At 77.7% G+C, this 20,079-nt stretch carries 1 protein-coding gene; it reads right to left on the reverse strand.

What is annotated here, in order from left to right:
- Positions 1-62: 62 nt before the first annotated feature.
- On the reverse strand, positions 63-20,075 hold the full coding sequence (locus tag ACFVXG_RS02955) for a non-ribosomal peptide synthase/polyketide synthase (protein ID WP_387923657.1): 20,013 nt from the start codon (positions 20,073-20,075) through the stop codon (positions 63-65).
- Positions 20,076-20,079 lie beyond the last annotated feature (4 nt).

Raw genomic sequence — 20,079 nt, forward strand, 5'->3', positions numbered from 1 at the left:
CCTGCCTCTCTCTCGCGGGTTGTTGCGGGTCAGTGGGTCAGCGGGTCAGCGGGTCAGCGGCCCTACCGGTCCCGCCGCCCCTGCCGGGCGTGCCGGGCGATCTGGCGCAGCGCCTCGGCGAACTCCTCGGCCGCCCGGCGCACTTCGGCCGGGTCGTGGACGGCGGGTCGGTGGTGCCACGTGAAGGCGAGCCGGCCCCGCTGGGCGGCGCCGACCACCTCCAGCGGGTGGGAGCCGGGGTCGCGGGGGTCGTGGTCCTGGCCGCAGGAGCCCAGTTCGGCACGGACCAGGCCGTCGCCGCCGGCCTCGGGCCGGGCGTCCCACTGGCCGAGGTAGTTGAAGACGACCTGGCCGTGGGCGGCGGCGGCGAGTCGTTCGCGGACCTCGGGCGGGCCGAAGGTGCGCAGGGCGCCGAAGCCGAGCCCGTTGCCGGGCACCGCGCGCAGTTGGCGGCGGATCGCCTTGACCAGGGCGCGCCAGTCCCGGTCGGGGCCGAGCTGTTCGGGCGCGGGGACGTCGAGGCCGACCGGGTGGACGGTGGTGAACCAGCCGACCGTACGGGACAGGTCGACGCCCTCCAGCAGGTCCTCGCGGCCGTGGCCCTCCAGGTCGAGCCGGATCCGCGGCTGTCCGGTCCAGCGGGCCAGCGCCAGGGCGAGGGCGGCGAGCAGCACGTCGTTGACCCGGGTGCGGTAGGCGGCCGGGGCGGCCCGCAGCAGGGCCTCGGTGTCCGCCTCGTCGAGTTCCACGGTGACTGCGGCGGTCTCGCCGCCGGCCCCCTCGGCGGGGCGTGCGGGGGGTTCGGCGCGGGCGGTCACCGCCTCCTCCCAGTAGGGGAGTTCGTGGTCGAGGCCGCCCCCGGCGACGTGGGCGGCGAGCCGCTGCGCCCAGTCCCGGAAGGAGGTGCCGCGCTCCCCCAGGTCGATCGGGGCGCCCTCGCGGGCCTGCCGGTAGGCGCTCTCCAGGTCGTCGCGCAGCACCCGCCAGGAGACGGCGTCGACCACCAGGTGGTGGGCGACCAGCAGGAGCAGCGGCGGGCGGTCCGGTTCGCCGGTGAACAGGGCGGCGCGCAGCAGCGGGCCGCGGGCCAGGCCGAAGCCGCCGTGCAGCTCGTCGGCGGCCTTGGCGAGGGCGGCGTCGGCGGATTCGGCGGACTGGCCGGTGAGGTCGTGGTGGACGAGGAGGTCCTCGGTGCGGGCCGGCGGCGGGTTGAACTGCCGCCAGCCGGAGGCGTCCCGGGTGAAGCGCATCCGCAGCGCGTCGTGGTGCTCCAGCAGGGCGTCCAGGGCGGCGCGCAGGGCCGCGCGGTCCGGGTCGGGGCCGAGTTCGAGCAGCGCCGACTGGTTGAAGTGGTGGTGGGCGGCGCGCGGGGTGGTGAGGAACCACTCCTGGATGGGGGTGAGCGGTACGGCGCCGGTGACCGGGCCGTCGTCGGCGCGCTCGGCGGCGGCGCGCACCACGGTGGCGAGTTCGGCGACGGTCTGGTGGGTGAAGAGGTCGCGGGTGGCCAGGTGGAGGCCGTCGCGGCGCAGCCGGGACACCACCTGCATGCTGAGGATGGAGTCGCCGCCGAGCAGGAAGAAGTTGTCGTCGGCGCCGACCTGTTCGACGCCGAGCACGTCGGCCCAGATCCGGGCGATCCGGCGTTCGGTGTCGGTCCCCGGCGGGCGGTGCGGGCCGGCCGCGGCGCGGACCGGGCCGGGGTCGGGCAGGGCCCGGCGGTCGGTCTTGCCGTTGGGGGTGAGCGGCAGCCGCTCCAGCGGGACGAAGACGGCGGGGACGAGGTGCGGCGGCAGCGTCTCGGCGAGCCGGGCGCGCAGGTCGAGGGCGGTGCCGGCCGGGTCGAGGTCGGCTGCGGCCGGGTCGGTGTGGACGACGTAGGCGACCAGCCGGCCGCCGCCGGGGGCGTCGGTGCGGACGGTGACGACGGCGTCGCGCACCAGCGGGCTGCGGCGCAGCGCGCTCTCGATCTCGCCCGGTTCGATCCGGAAGCCGCGCAGCTTGACCTGGTCGTCGGCGCGGCCGCAGTAGCGGAGTTGGCCGTCGGCGTCGCGGCGGGCGAGGTCCCCGGTGCGGTACATCCGCTCGCCGGGGGCGCCGTACGGGCCGGGCAGGAAGCGGGCGGCGGTCAGGCCGGGGCGGCCGAGGTAGCCGCGGGCCAGGCCGGGGCCGGCCAGGTGGAGTTCGCCGGTCACCCCGGGCGGGACGGGGCGCAGGGCGGCGTCGAGCAGGTAGGCCCGGGTGGCGCCGCTGGGGTGGCCGATGGCGGGGGCGGTGCCGGTGCCGGGGGTGAGCGGGCCGGTCCAGGTGGCGACCACGGTGGCCTCGGTGGGGCCGTAGGAGTTGACCATCCGGCGGCCGGGGGCCCAGGTGTCGACCAGGTCGGCGGGGCAGGCCTCGGCGCCGACCACCAGGGTGCGCAGTCCGGGCAGTGCGGCGGCGCTCCCGGGTTCGAGGGTGGCCAGGGCCGCCGGGGGGATCAGGGCGTGGCTGATCCGGCGGCCGGCCAGGGCCTCGGCGAGGCGTTCACCGACCAGCGGGCCGTCCTCGCCGGTGACCAGCGCGGCGCCGCTGAGCAGGGAGATGCACAGTTCCAGCACGGAGGCGTCGAAGCTGGGCGAGGCGAACTGGAGCACCCGGTCGCCGGGGCCGACGGCGTACTGCTCGGCGGCGGCGGCCGCGAAGGCGGCGAGTCCGGCGTGGGTGACCAGCACGCCCTTGGGGGTGCCGGTGGAGCCGGAGGTGTAGACGACGTACGCCGGGTGCGCGGGGGTGAGGGCTTCGGTGCGGTCGGCGTCGGTGGGGGCGGTGTCCGGGCCGTCGGCGGCCCACACCCGGGCGGGGTCGTCGAGCACGACGGCGGCGCCCGCGTCGCGGACCATGAACTCCCGCCGGGCGGCCGGGTAGTCGGGGTCGACCGGGAGGAAGGCGCCGCCGGCCTTGGCGACGGCGAGCTGGGCGACCACCGCGGCGGCCGAGCGGGGCAGGGCGAGGGCGACCAGCCGCTCCGGTCCGACGCCGTCCCGGATCAGCCGGTGGGCCAGCCGGTTGGCCGCCCGGTCCAGTTCGGCGTAGCCGATCACCCGGTCGCCGTCGAGCAGGGCGGGCGCGTCCGGGGTGCGGGCCGCCTGCCGTTCGAACAGCTCGGGCAGGGTCGCGGCCGGCACCGGGCGGAACTCGCTGCGGGCCAGGGCCAGTTCGGCGGCCAGGCGGTCGGCGCCGGCCAGCGGCAGGGAGCCGAGCGGGCACCGCGGGTCCTCGGCGACGGCGGTCAGCAGGGTGGTGAGCTGTTCGGCCATCCGCTCGGCGGTGGCGGGCTCGAAGAGGTCGGTGTTGTAGGTGAGCAGGCCGTGCAGTGCGCCGGACCCGGCCCGGGCGAACTCCAGCACCAGGTCGAAGGCCGTCCCGGTGCTGTCGGTCTCGACGTCCGTCACCTCCAGCCCTGGCAGGTCGGGTTCGGCCGACGGGGTGTTCTGCAGGACGACCAGGACCTGGAAGAGCGGGCTGCGGCTGGTGTCGCGCACCGGCTGCACCTCGTCGACCACCCGCTCGAAGGGCACGTCCTGGTGGGCGAAGGCGTCCCGTACGGTCTGCCGGACGTCGGCGAGGAAGGCGGCGAAGGGCTGCCGGGGTTCGACCCGGGAGCGCAGCACCAGGGTGTTGACGAAGAAGCCGATCAGCCGCTGGATCTCGGGGCGTTCGCGGCCGGCCGTGACGGTGCCGACGGCGACGTCCTGGTCGCCGCTGAGCCGGGCCAGGTAGGCCTGGGCGGCGGCGACCAGGGTGGTGAACAGGGTGGTGTCGCCGTCCCGGCCGATCCGGGCGAGCCGCCGGGCGGTGTCCGCGGGCAGGTCGAGCCGGACGGTGCCCCCGGTGCTGGTGCGGACCGTCGGGCGGGGCCGGTCGAGCGGCAGCCGGAGTGCTTCGAGGTTCGCCAGCTGTCGCTTCCAGTAGGCGAGTTGGTCGGTGGCGTCGATGCCGCGCTGCCAGTGGGCGTGGTCGGCGTACTGCACCGGCAGCGGGGCGAGCGGCGGCTGGGCGGGGTCGAGTGCGGCGCGGTAGAGGTGGGCCAGGTCGGTGAGCAGGACGGCGTTGGACCAGCCGTCGGTGACGATGTGGTGCAGGGTGAGGGCCAGCACGTGGTCGTGGTCGGCGAGCCGGATGAGTGCGGGGCGCAGCAGCGGGCCGCGGCGCAGGTCGAAGGGGCGGGCGCGTTCGGCGGCGAGCAGGGCGCGCAGCGCCTCCTCCCGCTCCCCGGGCGGGAGTTGGGCGAGGTCGTGGCGGGGCAGCGGGACGGGCTGCGGCGGGTGGACGCGTTGGACGCCGTGGCCGTCGACGGCGTCGAAGGTGGTGCGCAGCGACTCGTGCCGGGCGGCCAGGGCGGTCAGTGCCGCGCCGAGGGCGTCCTGGTCCAGCGGGCCGCGCAGCCGCAGCGCGAGCGCGGTCACGTACTCGGCTCCGCCGGGCGCGAACTCCTCCAGGAACCAGAGGCGTTGCTGGGCGTAGGACATCGGCGCCGCGCCGTCGCGGGCGACCGGGACGACGGGGGCGACCGGGGCGACCGGGGCGACCGGCGGGCGGGCCGGGCCGGACCGCCGGGTGAGCTGTTCGGCCAGTTCGGCCAGTGCCGCCGGGGTCGGGTGGTCGAACACCGCGCGGGGCGTGAGCTCGGCGCCGAGGGCTTCGGACAGCCGGCCGGCGAGCCGGATGCTGAGGATGGAGTCGCCGCCGAGCGCGAAGAAGCCCTCGGTCACCCCGGGCGGCCGGATGCCCAGCACCTCGCCGAAGACCTCGGCGGCGCGGCGTTCGGCCGCGGTGCGCGGCTCGACCCGCTCGGCGCGTCCGGCGGCGTGCCGCTGCTCCGGCGCGGGGAGCGCGGCGCGGTCGACCTTGCCGTTGCGGCTCAGCGGGAGGGCGTCGAGCGGGACGAAGGCGGCCGGGAGGAGGTAGTCGGGCAGGGTGCGGGCGGCGAAGTCCCGCAGTTCCCCGGGGTCGACGGCGCCGACGGTGTAGGCGACCAGCCGGCGGGTGCCGGGCCGGTCGGTGCGGGCGACGACGGCGACGTCGGTCACCCCCGGGTGGGCGGCGAGTGCGGCCTCCACCTCGGCGGGCTCGACCCGGAAGCCGCGGATCTTCAGCTGGTCGTCGGCCCGGCCGAGGAACTCGACGGTGCCGTCGGGGCGGCGGCGGGCCAGGTCCCCGGTGCGGTACATCCGGGCGCCGGGCGGGCCGGACGGGTCGGCGAGGAAGCGGGCGGCGGTCGCGCCGGGGCGGCCGAGGTAGCCGCGGGCCACGCCCTCGCCGGCCAGGTACAGCTCGCCCGCGCAGCCGGGCGGGACGGGCCGCAGCCGGTGGTCCAGGACGTGGACGCGCCGGTCGTCCAGCGGGCGGCCGATGGGCACCGGGTCGGGCACCGCGGCCGGGTCGGCGAGTTCGTGGGCGGTGGCGAAGGTGGTGGTCTCGGTCGGCCCGTAGCCGTCCACCACGGTCAGCCCGGGGCAGGCGGCCAGCACCCGGCGGACGGCGGCGGCGGGCACCACGTCGCCGCCGGTCCACAGCGTCCGCAGCCCGGCGAAGCAGTCCGGGGCGTCCTGGGCGAGCAGCCGGAAGAGCCCGGCGGTGAGCCACAGCGCGGTCGGCCCGGCCCGCCCGGCCAGCCGGCGCAGCAGCGCCGCGTCCACCGGCCCGGCGGGGGCGACGAGCACGCAGCCGCCGGTCAGCAGCGGGGCCCACACCTCGAAGGTGGCGGCGTCGAAGGCCACCGGGGAGTGCAGCAGCACCCGGGCGCAGCGGCCGTCGGCGAAGCGGCTGTCGGTGGCGAGCGAGGCCACGTCGCGGTGCCGGACGGCCACCGCCTTGGGCTCACCGGTGGAGCCGGAGGTGTACATCACGTACGCCAGTTGCTCGGGGTCGGCGGGCGGCAGCTGGCCGGGCGCCGGGTCGGTGCGGGCGGCGGCGACCAGCTCGGCGGTGAGCCGCCGGGTGGCGCCGGCCCGGGCGAGCAGGGTGCGGCGGCGCTCCTCGGGGGCCCGGAGGTCGACGGGCAGATAGGCGCCGCCCGCCTTGAGGACGGCCAGTTGGGCGACCACCAGCTCGGTCGAGCGCTCCAGCTCCAGCGCGATCCGCTCCTCGGCGGCCGGGCCCGCGGCGAGCAGCCGGGCGGCGAGGCGGTCGGACCACTGGTCGAGCTGGCGGTACGTCAGGAGCCGCTCGCCCTCGCGCACGGCGGGGGCGTCGGGGGTGCGCCGGACGTGTCCGGCGAGGACGGTCAGCGGGCTGCGGGGTTCTACCGGGCGGGCGGTGGGGTGCCAGGCGGCCAGTTGCGCGCGGTCGGCGGGGGTGAGCAGTTCCAGCGCGTCGAGGTCGCCGTCCTGGCCGTCGGCGAGTGCCGCGGTGAGGCCGGTGAGCAGCAGGAGCAGCCGGTCGGCGGCGTCCCGGGCCGTCCGGTGGTCGAACAGCGCGGGGTCGTAGGCCAGGTCGAAGCCGAGCCGCTCGCCCAGGTGGGCGCGCAGGCACCAGGGGAAGGTGGTGGCGTCGTCGGCGCGCACCTCGACCACCCGGACCCCGGTGCGGGCCTCGGCGGATTCGTCGACGGGGTAGTTCTCGAAGACCAGCATGCTGTCGAACAGCGGCTCCCCGGCGGGCAGTTCGCTCAGGGCCTGGATCCGGGACAGGGCCAGGTGGTCGAAGGCGCGGGCCTCGCTCTGGCGGTCCTGGAGCCCGCGCAGCCAGGGCCGCACGCCGCCCGTCGGGATCGTGACCCGGGTGGGCACGGTGTTGATGAACAGGCCGATCATCGACTCCACGCCGGGCAGGTCGGCCGGTCGCCCGGACACGGTGGTGCCGAAGACCACGTCCTCGCCGCCGCCGTGGCGGGCCAGCAGCAGCGCCCAGGCGCCCTCCACCACGGTGTTGACGGTCAGTCCGGCGGCGGCGGCCCGCTCGCGCAGCCGGGCGGACAGCGGCCCGTCCAGGGCGCGGTGGACGGCGGCGCCGGAGCGGGCCCGGTGGGCCCCGGTCGGGCGGCGGTCGTACGGGAGCGGGGTGCGGGCGGTGAAGCCGTCCAGGGCGGCGCTCCAGTGCGCCTCGGCGGCGGGCAGGTCGCGCTCGCGCAGCCAGCCCAGGAAGTCCGCGAACGGGCGGCGGACCGGCCGGGGCGCCTGGGGGCCGCCGGTGAGCGCGGCGTACTCCTCGCAGACCTCGGTGAGCAGGTGGCCGGTGCTCCAGCCGTCCAGGATCAGGTGGTGGGTGGACCACAGCAGCAGCACCTCCTCGCCGGGCAGGGCGGCCAGGGTGAGGCGGGTGAGGGGCGCGGTGGTCAGCTCCATCGGGGTGGCCCGCTCCTCGGCCAGCAGCCGTTCGGTCTCGGCCTCCCGCTGTTGCGGGCCCAGGTCGCGGAGGTCGAGCTGGCGTACGGGCAACTCGGCGTGCGCGGCGACCAGTTGGACGGGGTGCGGCAGGCCGCGCCAGTGCACGGCGGAGCGCAGCGCCGGGGTGCGGTCGGCGACCTGCTGCCAGGCGGCGGCGAAGGCCCGCGGGTCGGCGACCCCGGCGAGGCGCACCGCGATCCGGTCGACGTAGGCGCCGTCGGCGTCCACCAGCCCGTGGAAGAGCATGCCGGACTGCAGCGGGGTCAGCGGCAGCACGTCCTCGACCGCGCGACCGTCGCCCACCAGCCGGTCCAGCTGCGGCTGGTCGAGGCCGGCCAGCGGGAAGTCCGAGGGGGTGTGCCCGCCGGCACCGGGCCGGGCGCAGTGCTCGGCCAGTTCGCGCAGGGCGGTGCGCAGCTCCTCGGCGAGGCCGCGGACGGTAGCCCCGTCGTAGATCTCCGCGGGGTAGGTCCAGCCCACTTCGAGGCGGCCGTCCTGGACCGCGCCGGTGACCTCCAGCAGGTAGGGGCGCGGCTCGTCCGGGTCGGTGTCGCGCCCGGCCGGGGGCAGCGTGCCGCGGACCAGGCCCTCGGCGCCTGCGCTGGCGCCTGCGTCGAAGCGGCCGTGGTAGTTGAAGCCGACCTGCGGGGCCGCGCCGCCGGCCAGCGGGCCGTCCGGGTGCAGGTGGCGCAGGGCGCCGTGGCTGAGGCCGCGCAGCGGGACGGCGCGCAGCTGCTCCTTGACGGCGCGCAGGGTGTCGTGCCAGCCCGCCGCCGGGTCGACGCGCAGGGCGAGCGGGAACTCGGCGGTGAACCAGCCGACCGTCCGGGAGAGGTCCACTCCGTCGAAGAGGTCCTCGCGGCCGTGCCCCTCGACGCCGATCAGCACCTCGTCCCGGCCGCACCAGCGGGCCAGGGTGCGGCCCAGGGCGCTGAGCAGCACGTCGTTGACCTGGGTGCGGTAGGCGGCGGGCGCCCCGCGCAGCAGGGCCTGGGTGGTCGCGCGGTCCAGGGTGACGGTGAGGGTGGCGGCGGTGGCGTGGGTGTTGGCGCCGGGGCGGCCCGCGGGCAGCCCGGCCGGGGCCGCGCCGGTGCGGGTCCAATACCCGGTGTGGCCGTCCAGGGCGCCCGCGCGGGTGTGCCGCTCCAGTCGGGCGGCCCACCGGCCGTGGGTGGTGCCCTCCGGCGGGAGCTCGACCGGGGCGCCGGTGCGGGCCGCGCGGTAGGCGGTTTCGAGGTCGGCCAGCAGGATCCGCCAGGAGACCCCGTCGACGGCCAAGTGGTGCACAGTGAGGACGAGTTGGCCGGGCCGCCGCTCGCCGCGGTCGAAGAACAGGGCGCGGACGGTGCGGCCCCCGACCGGGTCGAGCGAGCGCTGGGCGGCCTCGGTGGTGCGCTGCACCTCGGCCTCCAGCGCGGCGGCGTCGAGGCCGGCCGCCGGGTGGTGGGTGAACAGGCCGTCCGGCGGCTGCCCGTCCACCTGCTGGCGCCAGCCGGCCGCGCCGGGCCGGAAGCGGGTGCGCAGCGCCGGGTGGTGCTCCACCAGGGCGTGGACGGCGGCGCGCAGGGCCGCCGGGTCGGTGCCGGGGGCCAGTTCCAGGCGCTGGGTCATGGTGAAGCGCAGCGGCTCGCCGGGGCGGCGGGCGTCCAGGTACCAGTGCTGGATCGGGGTGAGCGGCGCCTCGGCGGGCGCGGGCTCCGCCGTTTCCGCTGCGGCCGTCATCTCCCGGGCGTGCAGGGCGAGTTCGGCGACGCTCTGGTGCCGGAAGACGTCCTTGGTGGTCAGCGCCAGCCCGGCGGTCCGGGCCCGGGAGACGATCTGGATGCTCAGGATGGAGTCGCCGCCGAGCGCGAAGAAGTTGTCCCGGGCGCCGACCCGTTCGACGCCGAGCACCTCGGCCCAGATCGCGGCGAGCCGCTCCTCGGTGCCGGGCGCCGGGGCGACGTACGGGGTGGACCGGTCGGGCTGGGCGGGCGGTGCGGGCAGGGCGCGCCGGTCGGTCTTGCCACTGGTGGTGCGCGGGATCCGGGCCAGCGGGACGAAGGCGGCGGGCACCAGGTGGTCGGGCAGGGTGCGCCGCAGCCAGGCCCGCAGTTCGTCGGCGGGCGGCACCCGGTCGGCGGCCGGCACGGGGTAGCCGACCAGCAGGGTGCGCCCGGCGTGCTCGCGCGCGGCCACCGCGCAGTCGGCGAGGTCCGGGTGGGTCAGCAGGGCGGCCTCCACCTCGCCGGGTTCGATCCGGAAGCCGCGGATCTTGACCTGTTCGTCGGCCCGGCCGAGGAACTCCAGCTGCCCGTGGGCGTCCCGGCGGGCGAGGTCGCCGGTGCGGTACATCCGGGCGCCGGGCGGGCCGTACGGGTCGGCGAGGAAGCGGGCGGCGGTCAGCCCGGGCCGGTTCAGGTAGCCGCGGGCGACCTGGGCGCCCGTCAGGTACAGCTCCCCCGGCATGCCGGGCGGCACCGGGCGCAGCGCGCCGTCCAGCAGGTGGGCGCCGAGGCCCCGGCCGGGGCGGCCGATGACGGGGCGCTCGGGGTGGTCGGCGCAGCGGGCCCAGGTGGCGTCGACGGTGCACTCGGTGGGCCCGTACACGTTGTAGGCGGTGACGCCCAGTTCGGCGCGGGCGGCGGCGAGCTGCCGCCAGGTGGCGGCGGGCACGGCCTCGCCGCCGACCAGCAGCAGCCGGGGGTGGCGGCGGCCGGGGTCGAGCAGTCCGGCGGCGGTGAGTTCGCGCAGGAAGGACGGGGTGACGTTGACCAGGTCGAGGCGGCGGTCGGCGACCTGGGCGCAGAAGGCCCGCGGGTCCAGCCGGACGTCCTCGTCGATCAGGTGGAGTTCCTGGCCGAGGGCGAGCAGCAGCGGGCCCTCCCAGCTGGTGTCGAAGGAGAAGGAGGCGCTGAGCGCGACCCGCAGCCGCCCGCCGTCGCCGGTGTGCGGCTCGACCAGGCCGAGCCGGTGGTCGCGGCAGAGGTTGGCCAGCTGGCGGTGTTCGACGGCGACGCCCTTGGGGCGGCCGGTGGAGCCGGAGGTGAAGACCACGTAGGCGGTGTTGGACGGGTCCAGCGGGGCGGTCCGCTCGGCGTCGGTCAGGTCGTGGTCGGGCAGGGCCTGCCAGAGCGCCCCGCGCAGGGTCCGCTCGGTCAGCACGGCCTGCGGGCGGGCGTCGTCGAGCAGCCGGGCGGCCCGTTCCGCGGGCAGCTCCGGGTCGACGAAGAGCAGCGCGGCGCCCGCCTTGAGCACCGCGAACAGCGCCACCACCAGCTCCGAGGTGCGCGGCAGCCGGACCGCGACCAGCCGTTCGGGACCGGCGCCGAGGGCGACCAGGTGGCGGGCCAGCCGGTTGGCGCGGGCGTTGAGGGCGGCGAAGTCGAGGGTGGCGTCCCGGGCGACCAGGGCGGTGGTGTGCGGGGTGCGGGCCGCCTGGGCCTCGAACAGGGCGGGCAGGGTGGTGGCGGGATCCTCGGGCAGCGGTTCGCCGCGGCCCTGGCGCAGGGTGCGTTCGCGCTCCTCGGCGGTCATCAGCGGCAGGGCGCCGACCGGCGTGTCCGGGTGGTCGGCGACGGCCTCCAGCAGGACGGTCAGCCGCGCGGCCAGTTGCCCGGCGGTGCGGGCGTCGAACAGTCCGGTGCTGTACTCCAGGTGGCCGGTGAGGCCGCCGTCGTGTTCGACGAAGTCGAAGGAGAGGTCGAAGGTGGCGCCGCGCACCGGCGGGGTCACCGGCTCCACCGTCAGTCCGGGCAGCCGGGGCGCCTCGGCGCCGAGGTTGTGCAGGGCCACCATGACCTGGAACAGCGGGGTGCGGCTGGTGTCCCGCTCGGGCTGGAGGGCGTCCACCAGCCGTTCGAAGGGCACCTCCTGGTGGGCGAGGGCGTCGAGCAGGGTGCTGCGGGCCCGGGCCAGCAGGGCGCGGAACGGCTCCTCGGGGCGGACCGTACCGCGCAGCACCAGGGTGTTGACGAACATCCCGACCACGTCGTGGAGTTCGCCCTGCTCGCGGCCGGAGGTGACGGTGCCGACGGCGAAGTCCCGCTGTCCGGACCAGCGGGCCAGCAGCACCTGGCAGGCCGCCAGCAGCACGGTGTAGAGGGTGCCGTCGCCCTCCCGGCCGCGCTCGCGCAGCCGGGAGGTCAGCCCGGCGGGCAGGGTGAAGGTGACCAGCGCGCCGTCCGTGCCGCGGACGGCCGGGCGGGGCCGGTCGGTGGGCAGCTCCAGCGGCGGCAGCCCGGCCAGCACCTGGCGCCAGTGGTCGAGTTCGGCCTCGGCGCGGTCGCCGCGGCTCCGCTGCCAGGCGGCGAAGTCGGTGTAGCGGACGGGCAGTTCGGGCAGTCGGGGGCGGCGGCCGGTGAGCGCGGCGGCGTACAGCTCGGCGAGGTCCCGGCCGAGCACGCCGATCGACCAGCCGTCGGTGACGATGTGGTGCACCGCCAGGACGAGCAGGTGCTCGCGCTCGGCGGTCCGGGCCAGCCGGGCGCGCAGCAGCGGGCCGGCGGCCAGGTCGAAGGGGGTGGCGGCGATCCGCTCCAGCAGGGCGTCCACCGCGGCCGGGTCGAGGTCCTCGCAGGGCAGTTCGACGGGGTGCGGCGGGTGCACCGACTGCCGTGCCAGGCCGTCCCGTTCGGCGAAGGTGGTGCGCAGCGCCGGGTGCCGCTCGACCAGGCCGTCCAGGGCCGTGACAAGCGCGCCGCGGTCGAGCGTCCCGCGCAGCCGCAGCACGGACAGCGTGGTGTACGCGGTGCCGCCCGGCTCGAACCGGTCGAGGAACCAGAGCCGCTGCTGGGCGTACGACAGCGGCGCCCCGGCGTCGCCGTCCGGCAGCACCGGGATGACGGCCGGGCCGGAGGCCCCGGCGGGCTCCCCTGCCCCGGCGGCGGCGAGGGCCTCGGCCAGCCGGGCCAGCACGGGGTGGTCGAAGAGCAGCCGGGGCGAGAGGTCGGCGCGCCCGAAGGCCTCGCGCAGCCGGGCGGTGGCCCGGACGGCGAGGATGGAGTCGCCGCCGAGGGCGAAGAAGTCGTCCTCGGCGCCGATCTCGCCGGTGTCCAGCACCGCCGCCCAGGCCCGCGCGACCAGCCGCTCGGCCGGGGTGCCCGGCGCGGTGCGCGCCCGGCCGGCCGTGCCCGGGTAGCCCTGCGGGCCGGGGGCGGGCAGCGCGCGCCGGTCGAGCTTGCCGTTGGGGGTGAGCGGCAGCGCCGCCATCGGCAGGTAGGCGGCGGGCACCAGGTAGGCGGGCAGTCGCCGCTCCAGGTGGGCGCGCAGCTCGGCGGCGGACGGCGGCTCGGCCGCGCCCTGCCCGGCGACGACGTGGGCCACCAGCCGGCGGGTGCCGGCGGCGTCCTGGTGCACGCCCACGGCGGCCTCGCCGACGCCGGGGTGGGCGAGCAGGGCGGCCTCGATCTCGCCGGGTTCGATCCGGTAGCCGCGGATCTTGACCTGCTGGTCGGCCCGGCCCAGGTAGTGCAGGGTGCTGCCGTCGGACGAGCGGCGGGCCCGGTCGCCGGTGCGGTACATCCGGGTGCCGGGGGCGCCGAAGGGGTCGGCGAGGAAGCGGGTGGCGGTCAGCCCGGGCCGGTCGAGGTAGCCGCGGGCCAGGCCCTCCCCCGCCACGTACAGCTCGCCCACCGCGCCCGGGGGGACGGGCGCGAGGTCGGCGTCCAGCAGGTACAGCCGCAGGTCGGCCAGGCCCTCGCCGATCGGGGCCGGGCCGCCGGCCGCGGCGGTGGCCTCGTCCAGCGGGGCGTGGGTGACGTGCACGGTGGTCTCGGTGATGCCGTACATGTTGACCAGGCGCGGCGCGTCCTGGGGGTGGCGGGCGTACCAGTCGGTGAGCCGGGTGGCGTCCAGCGCCTCGCCGCCGAAGACCACCGTGCGCAGGGCCAACCGCCGTGACAGCTCGGGGTGTTCGGCGTCGGCGCGGACCAGCGGGTGGAACGCGGACGGGGTCTGGCTGAGCACGGTGACGCCCTCGTCGGCGAGCAGCCCGAGGAACTCCTCCGGGGAGCGGGCGGTGCCCTCGGGCACCACGACGAGTCGGCCGCCGTGCAGCAGCGGGCCCCACAGCTCCCAGACCGAGAAGTCGAAGGTGTAGGAGTGGAACAGCGTCCAGACGTCCCGCGGGCCGAAGTCGAGGAGTTCCCGGGTGTGCTGGAACAGCCGGACCACGTTGGCGTGCGGCACCACGACGCCCTTGGGGCGGCCGGTGGAGCCGGAGGTGTAGATGGCGTAGGCGGGGCTGTCGGGCAGCGGGCGGTGGCGGGGGCCGAGCGGGGCGGCCGGGCGGCGGTCCAGGTCGGCGCGCACGGCCGGGTCGGCCAGCGGGAGGACGGGGACGGCCGCGCGGACGTCGGTGAGCGTCACCAGGGCCACCGGGGCGGCGTCGCCGAGCAGTTCGGCGCGGCGCTCATCGGGCAGTCCCGGGTCGAGCGGCAGGTACGCCGCTCCGGTCTTGAGGACGGCGAGTACGGCCACCACCAGCTCGGCCGTGCGGGGCAGCGCGAGGGCGACGAACCGCTCGGGCCCGGCGCCGAGTTCGGCCAGCCGGTGGGCGAGCCGGGCGGCCCGGGCGTCCAGCGTGGCGTAGTCGAGGCGTTCGGCGCCGCAGCTGACGGCCTCGGCCTGCGGGGTGCGGGCGGCCTGGGCCTCGAAGAGGTCGACCAGGGTGCGGTCGGGGCGGCCGTGGGCGCCCGCCGGCCCGGCGGCCCGGCGGCGTTCCTCGGCGGTGGTCCAGGGCAGTTCGCGCAGCGGCCGGTCCAGGCCGTCGGCCAGCCCGGTGAGCAGCAGGCGCAGCCGCCCGGCCAGGGTGCGGACGGTGTCGGCGTCGAACAGCTCCGGGTCGTAGGCGAGTTCGAAGCCGAACCGCTCGCCCTGGTGGGCGCGCAGCACCAGCGGGAAGTTGGTGGCGTCCCGGGCGGAGACCGCGGCCAGGCGCACCCCGGTGCCGGCGGCGCGGGCGTCGTCGAAGGGGTAGTTCTCGAAGGCGACGATGCTGTCGAACAGCGCGGCGCCGGGCGGCAGTTCGCTGTACCCGGTGAGCTCGGCCAGGGAGACGGCGGCGTGCCGCCGGGCCCCGGCCTGGGCGTCCTGGAGCCCGCGCAGCCAGTCGGCGGCGGTGCGCCCGCTCTCCACCCGGACCCGGGTGGGCAGGGTGTTGATGAACATGCCGATCATCGACTCGACGCCGGGCAGTTCCTCGGGGCGGCCGGAGACCGTCGTCCCGAACAGCACGTCCGGCTCGCCGGCGTACCGGGCGAGCAGCAGCGCCCAGGCGCCCTGCACCACGGTGCCCAGGGTGAGCCCGGCCCGGCGGGCGGCGTCGGCCAGCCGCCCGGAGTCCCGCTCGGACAGGCCCGTCCGGTGGCTCTCGGCCGAGCGGGCCCGGTGGGCGCCGCGCCGGACGCGGTCGGCGGGCAGCGGGGTGGCGTCGGCGAAGCCCGTCAGCACACCGCGCCAGTACGCCCGGGCGGCCCCGGTGTCCTGGGCGGCCAGCCAGCGGACGTAGTCGCCGAAGGGGCGGCGCACCGCCGGGGCGGGAGTCGTGCCGGTGGTGAGGGCGGCGTACTCCTCGAACACCTCGGTGAGCACCTGGGCGAGGCTCCAGCCGTCCAGGATCAGGTGGTGCGAGGTCCACAGCAGGTGCAGCCGGGCCTCCGGCAGCCGGACCAGGGTGAGCCTGGTCAGCGGCGCGGTGGCGATGTCCAGGCCCCGGGCGAGGTCCTCGGCGCGCAGCCGCTCCAGGCGTTCGGCGCGCTCCTCCGGGTCGAGGGCCCGCAGGTCGAGGTCGGTGACGGGCAGCCGGACGCCGCGGCGCACCACCTGCAGCGGGGCGGGCACGCCCTCCCAGACCACCGAGGTGCGCAGCGCGGGCGTGCGGTCGGCGACCCGCTGCCAGGCGAGGGCGAAGGCCTGCGGGTCGGTGACGCCCTCCAGCAGCAGGTCGGCCTGGTCCAGGTAGACGTCGTCGGGGCCGCCGACCAGGCGGTGGAAGAGCATGCCCTCCTGGAGCGGGGTGAGCGGCAGCAGGTCCTCGACGTCGCGGCCGTCCCCGACGATCCGGTCCAGGGCCGCCTGGTCCAGCCCGGCGAGCGGGTAATCGGAGGGGGTGCGCCCGCCCGCGCCGGGGCGGGCGCAGTGCTCGACGACGGCGGTCAGCGCAGCGGCGGTGGCCTCGGCGAGGGCCTGGACGGTGGCGCGCTCGTGCACCTCGTCGCTGTAGTGCCAGGTGAGTTCCAGCTCGCCGTCGGCGACCACGGCGGAGACGTCCAGCAGGTGGTCCAGCGGCGCGTCGGGGGCGAGGTCCCGGCCGGGCGCCGGGCCGGCGGGGGCGAAGTCGCCGTCGGCGGGGGCGGTCCACTGGCCGTGGTAGTTGAAGCACACCTGGGGCAGCGGGACGTCCCGCAGGGCGCGGGCGGCCGGGTCGTCCTGGCGCAGCCGGGCCAGTGCCTCGAAGCTCAGGCCCCGGTGCGGGACGGCCCGCAGCCCCTCCTTGACCCGCTTGAGGGTCGCGGCCCAGTCGGGGGCGCCGGCCGGGCCGGCGGGGGCGAGGGTGACGGGGTAGCGGGTGGTGAACCAGCCGACCGTACGGGCGAGGTCGAGGCCGTCGAACAGGTCCTCGCGGCCGTGGCCCTCCAGGGCGACGGTCACCTCCGGCGCGCCGGTCCAGTCGCCGAGGGCCCGGCCGAGGGCGCTCAGCAGCACGTCGTTGACCTGGGTGCGGTAGACCTCGGGGACGCTGCGCAGCAGGGCCTCGGTGGTGGCGGCGTCCAGCCGGGTGCGCAGGGTGCGGACGGAGCCGGCGGTCGGGACGCCGGGGCGGTCGACGGGCAGCGGGCGGGCGGGCCGCCCGAGCTCGGCGGTCCAGTACGGCAGGTCCCGGTCGAGCGCGCCGGAGCGGACGTGCTCGGCCAGCCGGTGCGCCCAGTCGGTGAACGGGGTGGCTTCGGGCTCCGGCCGGGGCCCGGCGCCGGACTCGGCCTGCCGGTAGGCCCGTTCGAGGTCGGCGAGCAGCACCCGCCAGGAGACGCTGTCCACGGCGAGGTGGTGGGCGGTCAGCACCAGCTGGGGGCGGGCGTCGCCGACGGCGCGGAACAGCACGGCGCGCAGCAGGGTGCCGGTGGCCGGGTCGAGGGCGGCGCGGGCGGCGTCGGCGGCCTCGGCCGGGTCGAGGGCCGGGTCGGCGGTGCTGAGCGGTCCGGTGTCCGGGGCGTCCACCGGCTGCTGCCGCCAGCCGTCCGGGCCGTGGGTGAAGCGGGTGCGCAGCGCCGGGTGGACGGCGACCAGCGCCCGCAGCGCCGCGTCCAGGGCGGCTTCGTCGAGCCGCCGGGGCAGGTCGAGCAGCATCGACATGGTGAAGTGGCGCAGCGGGCCGTGGGCGGCGAGGAACCAGTCCTGGACCGGGGTGAGCGGGGCCGGTCCGGCCGCCCGGTGCGGCGCGGGGGCGGGGGTGCCGGCCGGGGCGACGGCCGGGCGGGCGGCGCTGGCCAGGTCGGCGACGGTCTGGTGGCGGAAGACGTCCTGGGAGCCGATCAGCAGCCCGGCCGCGCGGGCCCGGGAGACGGCCTGGATGCTCAGGATGGAGTCGCCGCCGAGCTCGAAGAAGTTGTCGGTAACGCCGACCCGGGGCACGCCCAGCACCTCGGCCCAGATCGCCGCCAGGGTCTCCTCCTCGGGGGTCCGCGGGGCGACGAACTCCCTTTCCGTGGCGCCGACTTCGGGGGCGGGCAGGGCGCGGCGGTCCAGTTTGCCGCTGGTGGTGAGCGGCAGGGCGGCCAGCGTGGTGAAGGAGGAGGGCACCAGGTGGTCGGGCAGGGTGCGCCGCAGGGCCGCCCGCAGCTCGGCCGCGGGCCGGGCGGCGCCCTCGGCGAAGACCAGGTAGGCGGCCAGCCGGAGGTGGCCGTGCCGGTCGGCCGGGGCGGCGACGGCGGCCGCGGCGACGCCGGGCAGGTCGAGCAGCGCCGCCTCGATCTCGCCGGGCTCGATCCGGTGGCCGCGCACCTTGACCTGGTCGTCGGCGCGCCCGAGGTACTCCAGGCGTCCGTCGGCCGTCCAGCGGGCCAGGTCGCCGGTGCGGTACATCCGGGCCCCGGGCGGCCCGTACGGGTCGGCGGTGAAGCGGGCGGCGGTCAGCCCGGGGCGGCCGGCGTAGCCGCGGGCGAGCTGGGCGCCCGCCAGGTGGAGCTGGCCGCCGACCCCGGGCGGCACCGGCTGGAGCCGGTCGTCCAGGACGTACGCCCGCAGGTTGGGCAGCGGACGGCCGATCAGCGGGCGGTCCCCGGCGGTGATCCGGCAGGCCAGCGCGTCGACGGTGCACTCGGTGGGGCCGTAGTAGTTGTACGCGGCGACGTCCGGGCGGGCGGCGAGTTCGCGCCAGAGCCGGGGGCCGACGGCCTCGCCGCCGAGCATCAGCACCCGGGGGCGGTGCCGGGGGTCGTCGAGCAGCCCGGCGGGCAGCAGTTGGCGCAGGTAGGAGGGGGTCAGGTCGAGGAAGTCGATGCGGTGGCGGACCACGTACTCGACCAGGGCGGCCGGGTCCATCCGGGTGGTCTCGTCGACCAGGTGCAGCGGGTGGCCGTCGGCCAGTAGCAGCACGCCCTCCAGCGAGGTGTCGAAGGAGAACGAGGCGGTCAGCGCGACCCGCAGCGGGCCGCCGCCGGCCTCGGCGACGAAGCCGGTCCGGTGGGCCGCGAGCAGGTTGGCCAGGGCGCCGTGCGGGACGGCGACGCCCTTGGGGCGGCCGGTGGAGCCGGAGGTGTACAGCACGTAGGCGGTGTTGGACGGGTCCAGCGGGGCGGTGCGGTCGGCGTCGCCGGGGTCGGTGGCGGGGCCGTCCGCGGGCAGCGCGCGCAGCGCCGCCTCGTCCAGGACGAGGGCCGGGCGGGCGTCCGCGAGCAGGAACTCCACGCGTTCGGCGGGCAGCGCCGGATCCAGCGGGAGGTAGCCGGCGCCGGTCTTCCAGACGGCGAGGATCGCGGTGATCAAGTCGGCGGTGCGCGGCAGGTGTAGGGCGACCAGCCGTTCGGGGCCGATGCCGCGGGCGATCAGCCGGTGGGCGAGCCGGTTGGCGCGGCGGTTGAGCTCGGCGAGGCTCAACTCCTCGCCCCCGGCGACCAGGGCGGGGGCGTCGGGGGTCAGGGCGGCCCGGCGCTGCACCAGCTCGGGGTGGGTGACGGGCTCCACCGGCCGGGCGGTGGCGTTCCAGTCGTGGACGACCTGCCGGGTCTGCTCCGGGGAGAGCAGCGGCAGGGTGCCGAGCGGGCGGTCCGGCTCGGCGGCGGCGCCGGCCAGCAGCCGCAGCAGCTGGTCGGCGGTGCGCCGGGCGGTGGCCGGGTCGAGCAGGTCGGTGCGGTACTCCAGCAGGCCGGTGAGCGCCTCGCCGTCGGGGACGAACTCCACGCTGAGGTCGAAGGTGGCGGCCTGCCGGGGCACCTCCACCGGGGTGATCGCGGTGCCGGCCGGGGCGGTGGCCGCGGGCGGCGCGGGGTGCAGCAGCACCAGGACGTCGAACAGCGGGTTGCGGCCGGCCTCGCGGGGCGCTCCGACCGCCTCGACGACCCGCTCGAAGGGCGTGTCGCCGTGCGCGAGGGCGTCGTTGCCGGTCGCGGCGGCGGCCGCCAGCAGCGCGCGGAAGCCGTCGGCCGGGTCGACCCGGGTGCGCAGCGCGACCGTGTTGACGAAGCAGCCGACGGCCCGCTCCAGCTCGGTGCGGGTGCGCCCGGGCGTCAGGGAGCCGACGGTGACGTCCGGTCGGCCGGACCAGCGGGCCAGCAGCGCCTGGACGCCGGCCGTCAGGGCGGTGTTCAGGGTGCCGTGCTGCTCGGCGGCGAGCTCACGCAGTCGGGCGGTGAGCGCGGCGGGGACGGTGAAGGTGTGGACGGCGCCGGGGCCGGCCTCCTCGCCGCGCCGGGGGTGGTCCAGCGGCAGTTCGGGCGGCACCGCTCCGGCCAGGGCCTGCTTCCAGTGGGCCAGCTGTCTGTCCGCCCGGGCGCCGGAGTGCTGCTCGCGCTGCCAGGCCGCGAAGTCCGGGTACTGGACGGCGACGGGCGGCAGCTGCGGCTCCGCCCCGCGGGCCAGGGCCCGGTAGGCGGTGCACAGTTCGTCCAGGACGACGCCCATCGACCAGCCGTCGGTGACGATGTGGTGTGCGGTCAGCAGCAGGACGTGCGAGTGTGCGGACTCGCGGAGCAGCAGGGCGCGCAGCAGCGGGCCGTGCCGCAGGTCGAAGGGGCGGGAGTACTCGGCGAGCAGCAGCGCGTCGAGGGCGTCACCTTCGACCTCGCGGACCGGCAGCGGCACCGGCCCGGCCGGCCGTACGGTCGGCACCGGGCGGCCGTCGGCCTCCTCGAAGACGGTCCGCAGCGCCTCGTGCCGGGCGACCACGGCGGCCAGCGCGCCGCTGAGCGCCGTACCGTCCAGCGGCCCGCCGAAGCGGACGGCGAGCGCGCTGTTGTAGCGCGGGTCGCCGGGGCGCAGCCGGTCCAGGAACCAGAGCCGCTGCTGGACGGAGGAGGGCGGCAGCGGGCGGTCGCGGTCGGCGCGCGGGATGCCGGTCGCGGCGGCCCCGGCGGCGGAGCGGCCGGCCAGCCGGAGCCGGAGCGCCTCCCGCAGGTCGGCGGGCAGGGCGGCGGCGCGGTCCCGCTTCGACGGCGTCCGGGGCTGATTCGGCGTCTCGGGCGTCGACGGCTCGGGTGTCTCGGGCTGATTCGGCGTCTCGGGCGTCATGATC

It is taken from the genome of Kitasatospora sp. NPDC058162, assembly GCF_042884005.1.
GTDB lineage: Bacteria > Actinomycetota > Actinomycetes > Streptomycetales > Streptomycetaceae > Kitasatospora.